Below are 14,430 nucleotides of genomic sequence, written 5' to 3'. Positions count from 1 at the left end.
GATGAACGGTTCGTCCATATTGCCGCTCCATATTTACGGTCGATGGTAACGACTGGTTGTGAATCGGAGGGCTCTGGAGTGCCATTGCGGCATCTGAGCGCGGGACTTTGTTGCGCATTGGTCGCCGCTCTCGCGGGCTGTGCTGCGCTGCCCTCCGCCGGCCCGACGACCGCCGAGGTGGTCGCCAACGAAAGCCATACAGCGATCGTATCCGGCTATGTCGTGGTCGATATCGACGCGCGGGTGACATCCGTGCTCTCGAAGCGCGGCTTCGCGACCCTTTACGGAATGTTCCGGGACAGCCGCAGGCCGCCCGATGTCCGGATCGGGACCGGCGATTTCGTTACCATTACGATCTGGGAGGCAGGGGCCGGTGGCCTGTTCTCGACCGCTTCGCTTGATCGGAACAGTCCCGGTTCGCGCACCGCAACGATTCCGGAGCAGGAAGTGTCGCAGAACGGCACCGTGCAGGTGCCCTATGCCGGACGGCTGAAACTTGCGGGATTGCGGCCCGCCGACGCCGAATCGCTGATCGTCGAGTCGCTGAAGGGCAAGGCGATCGAACCACAGGCCGTGGTGACGATCACCAAGAATCGAAACAACACCGTCACGGTAACGGGCGAAGTGACCAACGGCATGCTGGCGCCCGTCAGCGTCAAGGGCGACCGCGTGCTGGACGTGATTGCGTCCGCAGGCGGGTTGCGTGCACCTGGCCATGAGGTGTTCGTGCGTCTGTCACGCGGCGAAAAATCCGCCAACGTCCCGTTCAACCGGCTGCTCGCCGATGCGCGCGAGAATGTGTATGTCCGCCCGGGTGACGTGCTTACCGTGCTGCGCGAGCCGCAGCTCTTCACCGCGTTTGGCGGTACCGGCCGAAACGCACTGATCCCGTTCGACGCGGCCGGCATGACGCTCGAACAGGCAATTGCCAAGGCGGGCGGCCTGCTCGACTATCGCGCGGATTCGACCGGCGTGTTCCTGCTGCGCTTCGAGCCGGCGCCGCTGGTTGCAGAACTCGCGCCCGAGCGTGCCGGTCAATTCGAGACGGCGTATGTGCCGGTCGTCTACCGGCTCAATCTGCGCGATGCCAATTCCTACTTCATGGCGCGTGCATTCCCGATGCGCAACAACGACATCCTGTATGTCGCCAATGCGCCGCTCACCGAGGTCCAGAAATTCCTGAGCGTGGTCGGGTCGGCACTTGCACCGGCAGCGGCCGGTGCCGCGATGTACAATCTGGCGCGATAACCACCGCACCGCGCTATCTCGGCAACGCAGCGGCGATCTAGGCCGAGAGCCTGAGCGCGAGCACCATGATGGCGCTCGCGGCGATCCATGATGCCGCGATCCGCACCGCGATAGGTCCGACGCTCTGCGGCAACGCCGCCACGAGCCAGGCCGTCGCCGCGACAAGCGCGGTTGCAGCGAGTATTGTTCCGGCCAGCGCCAGCGCGGTCTCCCGGACCGTGAGTACCGCAGGTACAGAATCGAAGATCACGGCGCCTGCGATTGCGGCAGCAAACAGCGCCGTGACCGGGAATGACGGCTTCAGACCGGCCGCAAGCAGCAAAGCGATCGCGGCCCCAAGGCACAGAACCGAAAGCTCGGCCCGCGTCGCGCTGTAGGCCAAGGCGAGCAGCGCGAAAGCGGCGACCGCGGCGAGGCCGCTCACGAACAGCAGCCGCAGGCGATCGGGGATCGGCAGAGCGCTGGCGGCGAGGCCAAGCGCGATCAGCGTCAGCGTGTGCGCAGGCACCAGCAACGGGTGCAGCAGCCCTCCCGCAAATCCGCCGACGCCGTCGATGACGACATGGGCCTGCGCAACGCCGCTCGCGAAAACGGCCGGGACGGCGGCGACGGCCGCCTGCCTCATATCAGCCGGCCGAGAAAGATCAGGCCCGCAATCGCGATCACGCTGCCGGCGGCCCGGACTGCGACGCGGCCGTTCGGATATTGCGCCAGCATTCCGAAGCCGATGCCGGCAAGGTGCAACAGTCCGGTCGCGATCACGAAGCCGATCGAATAGGCCAGCGCGTCGGCGCCGTCGGGCAGTTCCTGGCCATGCGCGTAGCCATGGAAGATCGCGAACGCCCCAACCAGAACCGCGGCGATCACGATATGCGGTTTTGCCGCGAACGCGACCATCAGGCCGAGTACGACGGCGGAGGCGGCAATGCCGATCTCGATCCCTGGGACCGGGATTCCGAGAATCCCGAGCACGCCGCCCGCCGCCATCACCAGCGGAAACACGATCGGCAATATCCAGATTGCCGGCGCGCCGAGGAACGCGCCCCAGAGACCGACGGCGAGCATCGCCGCGATATGATCGGGGCCAAGCAGCGGATGCAGGAATCCACCGGCAACACCACCAGCCAGACCTTCGCCGGTATGCGCGAAAACCGGGCTCGCCGCCGCGAGCATCAGCACCAGGGCTGTAGCGATGTGCTTCACGTCACGCCGCCTTGCGCGCGGCAACGGCTGCCGCACCGCGGATCAGGTCGACCAGCGCGAGCGGATCGGATGGCTCGCTGTCGCCGCGCCAGGCAATGTGCTGATCGGGGCGTATCAGCGCGAGTTTGTGCGGATAGAGATCGGCTGCGCTCTCCGGCGGCAGATCGACAATCACGAGCGGCACCCCGCGATAGGCCGCAGCCTGCACCAGGGCGTCGATATCCACGGTCGGATCGAAACGCAGAAGCGAGAAATCCGGACCGAGCAGATCGTAGAGCGAGCGCCCGTCGGGCAGGAACAGATGCGGCGCGCGGCAGCCCGGCACCGTGGAGGGCGTGAACTCGTACATGGTGTAGGGCGGATGCTCGCCTTCATCATAGGCGATCACCGGCGACTGCGCGTAGAAATAGCCGAAATTCAGCCCGCCGCAGCAATACTGGTTCACGTTGAGGTCGTAGGCCTCCTTGCCGACGCGCGCGCGTACCGCATCGCCTTCCGGCCCGGGCATTTCGACCTCCGGTGGCGTGCCTTTGCGCTGTCGCATATTGTTCAACGCCATTTCCATCGCGAATTTCGACACCTGTTCGGTGATCGGCTGACGCTCGCGCTCATAGGCATCGAGCAGTGAAGCCGGCGCCCAGCCCTGCAGCACGGCGCCGAGCATCCATGACAGGTCCATCGCGTCCGCGATCCCGGCATTCATGCCATAGCCGGCATAAGGCATCCATAGATGGGCGGCGTCGCCTGCGATGAAGGCACGGCCGTCGCGGAATCGATCGGAGACAAGTCGGCGTCCGGTCCAGTCCTCCTTCGACACGATTTCGTATTTGAAGCTTTCGTCAACGCCCAGAATGGTGCGTATCGCCCAGTCGCGGTCGATGGAATCGAATTCCGGCTCGCCGTCATAGAGATGGTTGTGGATCAGCCATGTTTCCTGCCCGTCGATTGCGATCACGGTGCCGCAGCGGCGCGGGTTGAGCGACAGATACATCCACGCATGCTTGCCGGGCAGCATGCCGAGGAGTTGCGGCGCGCGAATACAGGTCGATTGCACGCGCTGGATCACCGGCGTGCCGGACAGGGTTGCGCCGATCCGGCGGCGGACCATCGATCGGCTGCCGTCGCAGCCGGCGAGATATTTCGCCTCGATACGGAAGGTCGCGCCGCTGTCAAGGTCGCGTGCGGTCGCGATCACGCTCTGATCGCTCTGTGAAAAATCTTCGATCATCGTGCGGTTGAGGATGCGGACCCCGCCCATCGCAGATGCATGCGCGAACATCACCGGCTCCAGGAAGGTCTGATTGATGCGGTGCGGCGGCTCCGGCGTCGGCCACCATGTGTCGGGACCGTCAGTCGCGGTGTAGCGCTCCTTGCGCGCCGGGATCGGGATTCGCGAAAGCTCGATGCCCGTTGAGGTGGTACGGTAGGAGGCGTCGTTCGGATAATCGGCCGGGAGACCGGTATCGCGGACCTTTTGCGCGAGGCCAAGCCGGCGGAAGGTTTCCATGGTGCGGGCGGAGACGTGATTGCATTTTACGCTCGGCGGCTCGCCCGGATGACGGGTTTCGGCCACGATCACATCGATTCCCCGCCAGGCGAGATCCATGGCAAGGGCAAGCCCGACCGGGCCGCCGCCCACGATCAGAACGCTGGTCTTTTCCTGTCTCATTTCACGATTGCCGCAATTCGGGGCCGCACTTCTATCACCGCAGCAGATCGCATATCATTGTCGGCTACGGGAGCAAAGATAAGCCCGGGAGGAGCACAGAATGCCTATTTTCGCGCGGGTTGTCGCCGCGGGCGTTGCAGCCTTGCTGTCCATGACCGTCCTCGCGACGGCACAGAGCTATCCCAATCGTCCGATCCGGCTGATCGTGACATTCCCGCCGGGAGGCAGCACGGACCTGCTCGCGCGCGCGCTGCAACCGCATCTCGAGAAGTCGCTGGGTCAGCCGATCGTGGTCGACAACCGCCCCGGCGCCGGCGGCGACATCGGGGTGGATGCTGTCGCGAAGGCGGCGCCGGACGGCCACACGATCGGCATCGGAGCGGCCGGGGCATTGTCGGTCAATGTCAGCCTCAAGGACAAGATGCCCTACGACCCGCAGAAGGATCTGGCGCCGGTCACGCTGCTCACGGCAATCCCGTTCGTGATGGTGGCCGGGAAGGGCTTTCCCGGCAGCACGCTTGCCGATGTCGTGAAGATGGCCAAGGACGATCCGAAGAAATTATCGATCGGGCACGGCGGCAACGGTACTGCGATGCATCTGTCGTCCGAGCTCTTCAACCATCTGGCCGGAACGAAGATCCCGCTGGTGCCCTACAAGGGCTCGGGGCCTGCGACGCAGGACGCCGTCGCGGGACATATTCCACTCGCGCTTGTCGATATTCCCTCGTCGCAGGCGATGATCAAGGATGGAAAGATCAAGGCGCTCGGCGTCACCAGCACGAAGCGCGACAGCCATCTTCCGGACGCACCGACCTTCGTCGAAGGCGGCGTGAAGGACTATGAATCCATCGGCTGGTTCGGCGTGATCGCGCCGGCGGGAACGCCGCCCGATATCATCAGGAAACTCAACCAGGCCTTTGTTGGCGCCATGAACGATCCTGCGGTGAAGGAGCGCATCTATCAGGGAGGCGCCGAGGCACGTCCCACCACGCCGGAAGAATTCGCGGCATTCATCAAGAGCGAAACCGACAAGTGGGCCGGCATCATCAAGGCGGCGGGACTGAAGGCGCCCAAGTGAAGCCGGGCCTGCTTGCATCGCGCGTCATCCCGGCCTAAATAGCGAGCAATCTCATGGGGTGCGCGGCGGATCGTCCGCCGCGCTGAGAGGCGGACGCGCCAACCCATCGAACCTGATCCGGGTCATGCCGGCGGAGGGAGTGAGAGATGCATGCCCCCCAGGGCGACTCTGCCGATGTTGTCAATCTTGCCGACCATGCTGCCGACCTGATCGAACGGTTGCGCGTCCGGCAGCCGCGCGTGCATTGCATCACCAATGCGGTGGCACAAAATCTTACCGCCAATGTGCTGCTTGCGGTCGGCGCCCTGCCATCAATGACGATCGCGCGGAGCGAAGTCACGGCATTCGCCACGCGCGCGGACGCGCTGCTTGTCAATCTGGGGACGTTCGATCCGGAGCGGCGCGCTGCTGCGGACGCGGCGATCGCAACGATAAGGTCGGCGGCCAGACCCTGGATACTCGATCCGGTGCTGATCGACCGGTCGCCGCCGCGCGCTGCCTATGCGCATACGCTGCTGGCACACCGGCCGTCCGCGATCCGGATGAATGCGGCCGAGTTCACCGAATTGTGCGGCGAGGCGTCGCCGCAGACTTTCGCGCGGGAGCAGCGGACAGTGGTCGCGATCACCGGCGAGACCGACCTCGTGACCGACGGTGATCGGACGTTCCGGATCGCCAACGGACACCCGCTGATGGCGCGCGTTACCGCGATGGGCTGCGCGGAGTCCGCCTTGGTTGCGGCAACGCTTGCGGTCCAGCCGGATCCCCTGAAGGCGGTCGCTTCGGCGCTGCTGATTTTCGGAATCGCGGGCGATATTGCAGGCGAGACGGCGAACGGACCGGGCACCTTCGGCGTTCATATTCTCGATGCGTTGTTCAATCTCGATCGCGCAACAATCCTTGCTCGCGCAAAGGTCACCTCATGAGTGTCGATCTTCGGCTTTACGCCCTTGTCGATCCCGACCGTAGCGGCGGGCACGCGCTTGGCGAGCTCTCGCGCAAGCTCGTGGAGGGCGGTGCAACGCTCGTTCAATTGCGCGACAAGACCGGTTCGACGCTGCGCATGATCGAGGAGGCGCGCGCCATCAAGGCTGCGCTTTCCGGGAGCTTCGTGCCGCTCCTCATCAACGATCGGGTCGATGTGGCGCTGGCCGCGGGCGCCGACGGCGTGCATGTCGGCTGGGACGACATGCCGGTCGCCGATGCGCGGCGTCTGCTCGGACGCGAGGCGATCATCGGGTTGTCGATCAAGACACGCGTGCAGGTCGAATCGGCACCGCTCGACCTGCTCGACTATGTCTGCATCGGCGGCGTGTTCGAAACATCATCCAAGGACAACAAGGAGCCGCCGGTGCGGCCGGAGGGCTTTGCCGAACTCGCGGCCTGCCTGCGTTCGCGGGCACCGAACATGCCGGTGGGTGCGATTGCCGGGATAGACGAGAGCAACGCCGCCGACGTCATCGCGGCCGGTGCCGACGGCATCGCCGTGATCTCCGCGCTCTCGCTTGCCCGGGACCCGGCAGGAGCGGCGGCGCGGCTGCGCGGCATCGTCGACCGGGGTCTCAGCCTCCGCGGTGCCGCATGACCGCGATTGCCGTTACCATCGCGGGCTCCGATTCCGGCGGCGGCGCCGGCATCCAGGCGGACCTGAAAACATTCTCGGCACTCGGGGTTTATGGCGCTTCGGTGATCGCGGCGCTGACGGCGCAGAATACCAAAGGTGTCTCCGGCATTCATGACGTGCCGCCGTCCTTTGTGACCGCGCAGATCGATGCGGTGTTCTCCGACCTTTCCGTCGATGCCGTGAAGATCGGGATGCTGTCGCACCCGGATGTGATCGCCGCCGTTGCAGACGGGCTCGATCGGCACAGCCAGCAGAAGATCGTCCTCGACCCCGTCATGATTGCGACCTCCGGCGACCGGCTTCTTGTGCCGGAAGCGGTCGAGGTGCTGCGCAGCGTGCTGATTCCGAAAGCGATGGTGATCACGCCGAACCTGCCGGAAGCGGCGGCGTTGCTCGAAACCACGATGGCACAAACCGAGACCGAAATGCAGGAGCAGGGCGAGAAGCTGATCGCGCTCGGTGCGAAAGCCGTATTGATGAAGGGCGGTCACGCATCCGGCGGCGAAAGCGTCGATCTTCTGATCGAGGCGAATTCCGTCGCCCGTCTTGCCGCCGAGCGCATCGACACACGCAATACCCACGGCACCGGCTGCACGCTGTCGTCGGCGATTGCGGCGGGGCTGGCGAAAGGGCTGCCGCTCGCGGAAGCCGTACGTGCCGCCAAGGCCTATGTCACCGCGGCCATCAAGGCATCGGATCACTTGAACATCGGGCACGGTCACGGGCCGGTGCATCATTTCCATCACTGGTGGGGCGCGGGAAACGACGCATGAGCATGACAAGACGCACCTTGGTGGGCGCCGCGGCGCTCGGCGCGACGCTTGCCGCGCCGAATATCGCGCGTGCGCAGACCAAACACTGGCGCATGGTTACGTCGTGGCCGAAACGCCTGCCGGGGCCCGGCATGTCGGCCGAGCGCGTCGCCGAGCGCATCAGGGCGCTGTCGGGCGGCCGCCTGAACATTACGGTCTCGGCCGCGGGCGAGGTGGTGCCGGCCTTCGAGGTGCTGGATGCCGTCGGCGGCGGCGTCGCCGAGATGGGACATACCGCATCCTTTTTCTGGCAGGGCAAGGAGCCGGCCGCGGTGTTCTACACCACCGTGCCGTTCGGCCTGACCCCGAACGAGCATGTCGCCTGGGTCGATGCCGGCGGCGGACAGGCTTTGTGGGACGAGCTTTACGCGCCGTTCGGGGTGAAGCCGTTCATGGGCGGCAATACCGGCGTCTGCATGGGCGGCTGGTTTCGGCGCGAGATCAGGAGCCGCGACGATATCCGAGGCGTGAAGATCCGATCGCTCGGCCTTGGCGGGGAAGTCTATCGCCGGCTGGGCGCCGTGGCGCAGACCACGCCACCGGCGGAAATCCTCACCAGCCTGCAGACCGGCGTTCTCGATGCGGCCGAGTTCGTCGGTCCCGGCTCCGACATCGCGCTCGGCCTCTATCGTGTTGCGCCGATGTATTACGCGCCCGGTTTCAACAAGCCGAATGGCACCGGCGAATGCATCGTGTCGCTGAAGGCCTGGAACGCGCTCGAGCCGGACATGAAGGCGATCATATCGCATGCCTGCGCCGCAGAGGCGGCATTCGCGCTCTCGGAGATGGAGCGGCTGAATATCGAGGCGCTGAACGCGCTGGTCACGCAGCACAATGTGAAGCTGATGACGTTTCCGACCGACCTCGTGACCGCCGCGTCGAAGGAAGCCGCGGGCGTGCTGGCCGACATGGCGAACCGCGCCGCGACCGCGCGCAAGGTCCACGATTCCTATCTCGCCTTCCGCCAGCGGGTGAGTGCGTGGTCCGATATCTCGCTGCGCGCGGTGCTGGAGGCGCGGGGATAGCCACAACTCCGCTCATTCCCGCGAAAGCGGGAATCCAGTCTTGCCTTGGGCGCTGGGTCCCCGCCCTCGCGGGGACGAGCGGAGGTATGCTTCCGCGTCTTTACTTCTTCAGCTCGACGATCTTCTGGGTCTGTTCGCCGAGCCCCTCGATGCCGAGCGACACCACGTCGCCCGCCTTCAGGAATTTCGGCTCCGGCTTGAATCCCAGTCCCACGCCCGGCGGCGTGCCGGTGACGATGATGTCGCCCGGTTCCATCACGAAGAACTGCGAGCAATACCAGACCAGATGCTCGACCCCGAAAATCATGGTCCTGGTATTGCCGGTCTGGCGGCGCTCGCCGTTGACGTCCAGCCACATGTCGAGATTCTGCGGGTCGCGAATTTCGTCCCTGGTCACGAACCACGGCCCGATCGGGCCGAAGCTCTCGCAGCCCTTGCCCTTGTTCCATTGCCCGCCCGAGCGCTCGATCTGGAAACTGCGTTCCGACACGTCGTTTGCGGTGAAATAGCCCGCGACCGCGCTCATCGCCTTTGAGCGATCGAGATAGCGCGCCCGCTTGCCGATCACGATGCCGAGCTCGACCTCGTAATCGAGCTTCGTCGAATCCTTCGGGATGATGGTGTTGTCGTTCGGGCCGCAGATCGAGGTTGGCGCCTTGTTGAAGATGATCGGCTCCTTCGGGATCGGCATGCCGGCTTCGGCGGCGTGGTCCGAATAGTTCAGCCCGATGGCGATGAAGTTGCGCACGTTGCCGACGCAAGCGCCGAGCCGCGGCTTGCCCGGCACCACTTTCAGCCGGTTGATATTCGCCTTCTTGATGTCGGCCAGCCCGCCGGAGGCGAGCATCGCGCCGTCGATGTCATCGACGATGCGGGACAGGTCGCGGATTTTTCCGTCCGGATCGACGATGCCGGGCTTCTCGCGGCCCGCCGGGCCATAACGCACAAGCTTCATGTTTCCCCCTGGGAGACTTGGTTGGATGCGCGGGGCCGGATGCATAATCGGTGTCCGCTCTTGCAGGCTCCGCGCGGACGGCGCGGACTATGCGGCGATGGGCAGGCGAGGGCAAGGGAGCCGCTTCTTACCCTCCCCCTTGTGGGGAGGGTCGGGCGATTGTGTGTTGGTTGGGTGGGGGGGGTGGGGGTCGTCGTTGTTATCCTCGCTGCCCCACCCCGGCTCGCATCTCACGTGGTTCGATGCTCGCCGACCCTCCCCACATGAGCCTGCGCCCGGGCGCGCCTTCGGCGCGACCCGGGTGGGAAGGGTGAAGACCGTGTGTGCGGTGAGGGTGTGCAAGACAAAGCTCCGTCCTCCCTGTTATTTGCAGCGGACGCGCTTGCGCGGCCCTGTTTTTGTGACGGCGCGGGCGCGCCCGTAGTCCCATCTCGCATTCCCTCCCTCGCACGATGCAAGGGCGCGCGGAACGCCGGGCCTTCAGCCAAGCCCATGGCCCCATGCGCTAGGTGTGAAAGCGCATGAGCAGGTAGTCACCACGGACCGCCGAAAACGTCGGCGTTCCGCGCGCGGTGTTTGCAGGCTTGCTCTGCGACAACCCCGGAGGACATACACCGTTGACCGGCATCGCCGGGCGGCTCGTCTTGCTATCCTCCGCTGGTGACCCACGGCCGGTGAGCCGGATCATCGCAGCTTGGGCCTCCGTATGACGCGACACGTCTTATCGCGCGTACACGGCCACCGCATCCCGCCCCGCGTCTCGCGACGCTCATGAAACGCCCCTTGCTCGGGACGGGACAGGACGGAGTAGAACAGGGGAAGATGGCGGAAATGAGGAATTTGATCCTATGGAGGGCTCGTGGTGTCGACGTCCAATTCTTTCATAGATATCTGGAGCGGCCCATGCAGGCAGGAAGGGTAAAGCCTATTTCTTGGGAGCAGCCTCGATCTTGATTGATCCGAGCCTTACGAGATCATCTTCGCGAGTGACACGAACTCGGAGGTTTCCGGAATTCTCAATTTTTAACGGCGACAATATCGCGTTTATTCCAACCTGCGCGTACAAGCGTGGCTCGTCCTGGTCGAGGCTTTCTTTTTCACGTTTCTCCTTCGCCAATGCCTGTTGAATTGCTTGTTCGACGGCCTCCGCAGGAGCGTCAAACACAATCGATGGATTGTCCGTTTCTCCAGGCAAGTAGACCAGAAATTTTATGGGGATGACGACGGCATCAATCGCCTGAGAGTACGACGCGCTGATTCCAAGTTTTGGCAACACGCAAGGAAATGGAGTGTCGCCATGAATTTGCATCGCTCCGCTATACACGCCAATGAAGCTGAATTTGCCACCAATCTCGTGACGAATGTCGTCACAAAAAATAACGCTTCCGAAATAGTCGGGATGATGCAAAATCTTCATGCTACTGATCTTACGTCTACGCCAACTGGGGATTTCTCGATGACCGGAATTACGAAAGTAGGATGAGCACTTTCGGTCGTCGGCGCCTGCGGATGAGTTCGCTTTTCGATTCCTGCGGGAGTGAAGATAATGCTGGAAGTGCGATCCCGCGCTCTGATTTCAAGTTCGACATCAAGCGCGTGAGCAAGTCCCGCAATCGTGTTCACGGTCCAATTTGGGTCGCCCTTGAACCATCGTGATACTTCAGATTTGTTGGCGTTTATCATCTTGGCCAGAGCCACAAGCGTAAGGCCATTCTTGTCCTTCCTGAACTGAAAGATTGCCCAGAACAGGCTGACGAACGCAGAGCGGAGCATCCCACGCTCGTAAGCTCGCAGAAATTTCGGATCAGACTTACGTCGGTTTGTCGAGATCATTGTACACTCCACCTACATATTCACCGAGTTCGGTTGCTCGTTTTGGGGAAATCCCTCCGAACAACTCATCCCAGTCGTCGGTCACTTCCTGCGCCGCCGTCGGATAGGTGGCGAATAGCTTGTTCTTGTCCCACGCACGCAGCGCTACGAAGACTCTTTGGCCTTCAATTTCATCGAACCAACGGCCAAGAATGCGCCACCCAGGCCTTGGTTTTCTGATGCACATTGCCCAGACTTCGTCGTAACCATCGAGCATCTCGAGATCGGGCTTTTGCTTTGTTTTCTTGCGGCTCAGCCTCACCAAGTGTCCGGCTGAAAAGACTCCGAAAAGAATCTCGGCCTCTATCGTCGGAAAGACTCCGAGGTGAGTGTGACCGTCGAGCATCGCATCGATCTCTGGCGTTACGAGCAACACTCGTGGTGCCACCACAGGCGTCCGAGGCCGTAGCGGCTCTCGAACAAGAAGCGCTTTGCGCTCAAGCGCCCGCTGCAAACGTAGGGATGTTGTGTTAAAAGTCAACTAATTCCCTAGTTGATTGATTCTATTGTTGAAAATTATAGATCGCCTTAGTTTGTTCTCAACTAAGCGTTTATGATTGCACAAAGTACACCTTTGAGCGATTTGAGAAAGCCCCGCCGCTTCCGCAACGATGGGTTTCGCTCCGCTCAAAGCATCCTCGGAACGAGACCCGGTCCTATCGTGCCTGTTTCAGAAACGGCAGTTGCGGCTCATCGGCACTGGGGCCCCGCTCCTTGCGCAAGACGCTCTTCCCGCTGGAGGAAAGTATGCGGTCTTAACGTGCCACCAACGCCACCGCGCGCACGGGACTTCCACTCCCGTGCAAAATCTTCAGCGGCGCGGCGATCACGATCGCGCCGGTCGGCGGCAAGAGGTCGAGATTGCACAGGCATTGCAGGCCGAGCTTGCCGTTGCCGTGCATGATGGCGTGGCACGGATAGGGCGGGCGGAAATGCGCCGCCTGTCCGGCATCGGTGCCGATGGTCTCCGAGCCGAAGCCGAGAACGCCGCGCTCATGCACCAGGAATTCCACCGCCGCGACATCGGGCCCCGGCGTGTGCTGGCCGGCCGCATCGAAATTCTGATAGGCGACCGGATCCGTTCGCTTCGACCAGTCGGTGCGCATCAGGAGCCACGCGCCTTCGGGAATGCGGCCGTGCTGCAATTCCCATGCGCGCAGCCGGTCGACGGTGAGCAGGAAATCCGCATCGCGCGCGGCCTGCGCCGAACAATCCACCACACAGGCCGGCGCGATGAACGAGCGGGGCGGCAGCGAGTCGGTTGCGGCATTGGGCAGATCGCGGCCGGTGATCCAGTGCATCGGCGCATCGAAATGCGTGCCGGTATGCTCGCCGAACGAGATGTTGTTCCAGTAGCAGTCCGGATTGCGCTCGTCGCAGCGCGAAATCTCCTCGATGCGGAACGGCGCGCATTGGTCGAATTCCGGCGGCAGCACGATCTGCGGAAAGCCGGGCGACAGCGTCTGCGTCAGATCGACGATGCGCAGGCGCTGGGTGGTCAGCGCCTCGGTCAGTTTCGCAAGGACGTGTGCGGGCGTGTCGGCGCTCATGCGAATTTGTCCTGAGCGCACCGCGCCGTCCGAAGTCCGCTCATGCCCGCGAAGGCGGGCATCCAGAATCTGTCGCGCTGGGTCCCCGCCTGCGCGGGGACGAGCGGCTGAGATGCTATCGCGCCCGTCAATTTATTGATCCCACATTTCGCGCTCGAGCACCTTGGCGCTTTCCTGCCACTTGGCGAACAGGTCCTGCGCCACGTCGCCCGGATAGATGTCCTCGACGCCGTCTCGCAGCGCTTTCACGATGGCCTTCGCGAGCGCGGCCGGAGCGAGTTTCGGCGGCGGCACGGTTTGCGTCCATTCGTCGTCGATCGGACCGGGAAACACATTAACGACGCGGATGCCGGCCGCGCGCATCTCCGCGCGCAGTGTCTGCGACAGCGAGAAGGCCGCGGCTTTTGACGCCGAGAAGGTGCCCTGGCCGGGCAGCGCCGAGAGCGCATGGATCGACAGAATGTTGACCCATGCGGCGGCGGGCACGCTTCCCTCTGCCGCACGCGCGCGCAAGGCCGGCCCGAAGCTTTGCGCGAGGCGCAGCAGGCCGAAATAGTTGACGTCCATCTCGGCCCGTGCGGTCTCGGTGCCGCGGCGATCGGCGATGCCGTGATTGCGATGGAAGTCCGCATTGCTGACAAGGATATCGACCTTGCCGCCGATCGAGCCGGCGAGTTCCTCCACCGACCGCGCGTCGGTGAGTTCGAGCGGTACGACGGTGACGTTGGGGAGCCTAGCGATTGCGTCGAAGCCGGGTGGCATCTTCCAAGGCTCGGCCACGCCGGCCCAGACGATGTCGGCGCCGGCTTCGACGAGGGATTTCACCAGCGCCTGTCCGGTCGCGCTCTTGCCGTCGGTGACCAGGACTTTCCTGAATTTCGGATCGGAGGTCATCTCTCGCAGCATCCTGTCGTCGGCCATATGGGGTGTGTCGGTTGCGGGCAGCGCGATCAGCGTCGCCTGACCGGCCTTGTCGAGATGCGCGCGCAGGCGTACCGGCGTGGTTTCGCCGGCTTGTGCCGTGGGGCAGTCGCCATGCAGATGCGCGAGCAATGTGACGCCCTCGTCGAGGCGGACAAGGCCGAGCCGCAACGGCACCCGCGCGCGATAATAGAGTTCATTGGAATGATGCAGCAGCGTCTCCGAGATCAGATCGCCGCGTCCCGAGACGGGCTTCCATTCGAGGCGCACGGAGAGGCAATTCGCGCAGGCATCGCGCGGCGGATATTGCACCTGTCCGCAATCGTGGCAGGCCTGCAGCTCGAAGCGGCCTTCTGCGACCGATGCGGTCATGCGCAATGCCGCTCTGCTGCGCGCGCCGGGCGGCAGCGTCGGCAGCCGCAACGGCAGGACCGGGTTGCGCGGGGCCGGACGTTTGAGGGCGTCGGCCATGG

15 protein-coding genes and 1 riboswitch are annotated in these 14,430 nt (G+C 63.8%); of the genes, 6 read left to right on the top strand and 9 right to left on the bottom strand.

Translation table 11 applies throughout. The features are described 5' to 3' along the window. Positions 1-78 precede the first annotated feature (78 nt). Positions 79-1,248: a polysaccharide biosynthesis/export family protein gene (locus AB7F49_RS23990; protein WP_428527045.1), complete on the top strand. Its 1,170-nt coding sequence runs from the start codon at positions 79-81 to the stop codon at positions 1,246-1,248. A 37-nt stretch (positions 1,249-1,285) separates the two neighbouring features. On the opposite strand, the gene AB7F49_RS23985 is transcribed toward AB7F49_RS23990, so the two are convergent. From AB7F49_RS23985 to AB7F49_RS23975, 3 genes are read right to left on the bottom strand one after another with little or no spacing between them, the layout of a single operon-like run. Continuing rightward, positions 1,286-1,873 carry a HupE/UreJ family protein gene (locus tag AB7F49_RS23985; protein ID WP_428527043.1) on the bottom strand — a complete coding sequence of 196 codons (588 nt, stop codon included), beginning with the start codon at positions 1,871-1,873 and terminating at the stop codon, positions 1,286-1,288. Next, on the bottom strand, positions 1,870-2,421 hold the full coding sequence (locus tag AB7F49_RS23980; protein WP_428527047.1) for a HupE/UreJ family protein: 552 nt from the start codon (positions 2,419-2,421) through the stop codon (positions 1,870-1,872). The genes AB7F49_RS23985 and AB7F49_RS23980 overlap by 4 nt, the downstream gene beginning before the upstream one ends. Before the next feature lie 31 nt (positions 2,422-2,452). Continuing rightward, complete coding sequence (locus AB7F49_RS23975) at positions 2,453-4,120, bottom strand: FAD-dependent oxidoreductase (RefSeq protein WP_428527041.1); 1,668 nt, start codon at positions 4,118-4,120, stop codon at positions 2,453-2,455. Positions 4,121-4,220: 100 nt separating this feature from the next. On the opposite strand from AB7F49_RS23975, the gene AB7F49_RS23970 reads away from it, so the two are divergent. From AB7F49_RS23970 to AB7F49_RS23950, 5 genes are all read left to right on the top strand, one after another. After that, complete coding sequence (locus AB7F49_RS23970; protein ID WP_428527039.1) at positions 4,221-5,198, top strand: Bug family tripartite tricarboxylate transporter substrate binding protein; 978 nt, start codon at positions 4,221-4,223, stop codon at positions 5,196-5,198. 44 nt (positions 5,199-5,242) lie between these two features. Beyond that, a riboswitch (TPP riboswitch) is annotated at positions 5,243-5,355 on the top strand. Next, complete coding sequence (gene thiM / locus AB7F49_RS23965; protein ID WP_428527037.1) at positions 5,345-6,124, top strand: hydroxyethylthiazole kinase; 780 nt, start codon at positions 5,345-5,347, stop codon at positions 6,122-6,124. It overlaps the preceding riboswitch by 11 nt. Further along, positions 6,121-6,783, top strand: coding sequence for a thiamine phosphate synthase (gene thiE, locus AB7F49_RS23960; protein ID WP_428527035.1), 663 nt, complete (start codon positions 6,121-6,123; stop codon positions 6,781-6,783). Before thiM ends, thiE begins: the two co-directional genes overlap by 4 nt. Then, the gene (thiD, locus tag AB7F49_RS23955; protein ID WP_428527033.1) at positions 6,780-7,595 is read left to right on the top strand and encodes a bifunctional hydroxymethylpyrimidine kinase/phosphomethylpyrimidine kinase; all 816 of its coding nucleotides are present in this window, start codon (positions 6,780-6,782) and stop codon (positions 7,593-7,595) included. Before thiE ends, thiD begins: the two co-directional genes overlap by 4 nt. Then, on the top strand, positions 7,592-8,659 hold the full coding sequence (locus AB7F49_RS23950; RefSeq protein ID WP_428527031.1) for a TRAP transporter substrate-binding protein: 1,068 nt from the start codon (positions 7,592-7,594) through the stop codon (positions 8,657-8,659). The genes thiD and AB7F49_RS23950 overlap by 4 nt, the downstream gene beginning before the upstream one ends. Positions 8,660-8,759: 100 nt before the next feature. Here AB7F49_RS23950 and AB7F49_RS23945 read toward each other — a convergent pair whose 3' ends face one another. The 6 genes from AB7F49_RS23945 to AB7F49_RS23920 all read right to left on the bottom strand — a co-directional run bounded on the left by AB7F49_RS23945 (position 8,760) and on the right by AB7F49_RS23920 (position 14,428). Continuing rightward, a complete protein-coding gene (locus AB7F49_RS23945) occupies positions 8,760-9,614 on the bottom strand; it encodes a fumarylacetoacetate hydrolase family protein (RefSeq protein WP_428527029.1) in 855 nt (284 codons plus the stop codon). 925 nt (positions 9,615-10,539) lie between these two features. Continuing rightward, on the bottom strand, positions 10,540-11,031 hold the full coding sequence (locus tag AB7F49_RS23940) for a hypothetical protein (RefSeq protein ID WP_428527027.1): 492 nt from the start codon (positions 11,029-11,031) through the stop codon (positions 10,540-10,542). Then, positions 11,028-11,447, bottom strand: a complete 420-nt coding sequence (locus tag AB7F49_RS23935) for a helix-turn-helix domain-containing protein (RefSeq protein ID WP_428527025.1) — start codon at positions 11,445-11,447, stop codon at positions 11,028-11,030. Before AB7F49_RS23935 ends, AB7F49_RS23940 begins: the two co-directional genes overlap by 4 nt. Then, a complete protein-coding gene (locus tag AB7F49_RS23930) occupies positions 11,425-11,862 on the bottom strand; it encodes a hypothetical protein (RefSeq protein WP_428527023.1) in 438 nt (145 codons plus the stop codon). Before AB7F49_RS23930 ends, AB7F49_RS23935 begins: the two co-directional genes overlap by 23 nt. A 379-nt stretch (positions 11,863-12,241) precedes the next feature. After that, on the bottom strand, positions 12,242-13,036 hold the full coding sequence (locus AB7F49_RS23925; RefSeq protein ID WP_428527021.1) for a cyclase family protein: 795 nt from the start codon (positions 13,034-13,036) through the stop codon (positions 12,242-12,244). Between the two features lie 132 nt (positions 13,037-13,168). Further along, entirely contained in the window at positions 13,169-14,428 is a 1,260-nt protein-coding gene (locus AB7F49_RS23920; protein ID WP_428527019.1) for an SDR family NAD(P)-dependent oxidoreductase, read from the bottom strand. Positions 14,429-14,430: the final 2 nt, after the last annotated feature.

Source organism: Pseudorhodoplanes sp. (assembly GCF_050250235.1).
Classification (GTDB): Bacteria; Pseudomonadota; Alphaproteobacteria; order Rhizobiales; family Xanthobacteraceae; genus Pseudorhodoplanes.
The sequence above is the reverse complement of the archived record's forward strand: the minus strand, read 5'-3'. Positions and strand labels throughout refer to the sequence as shown.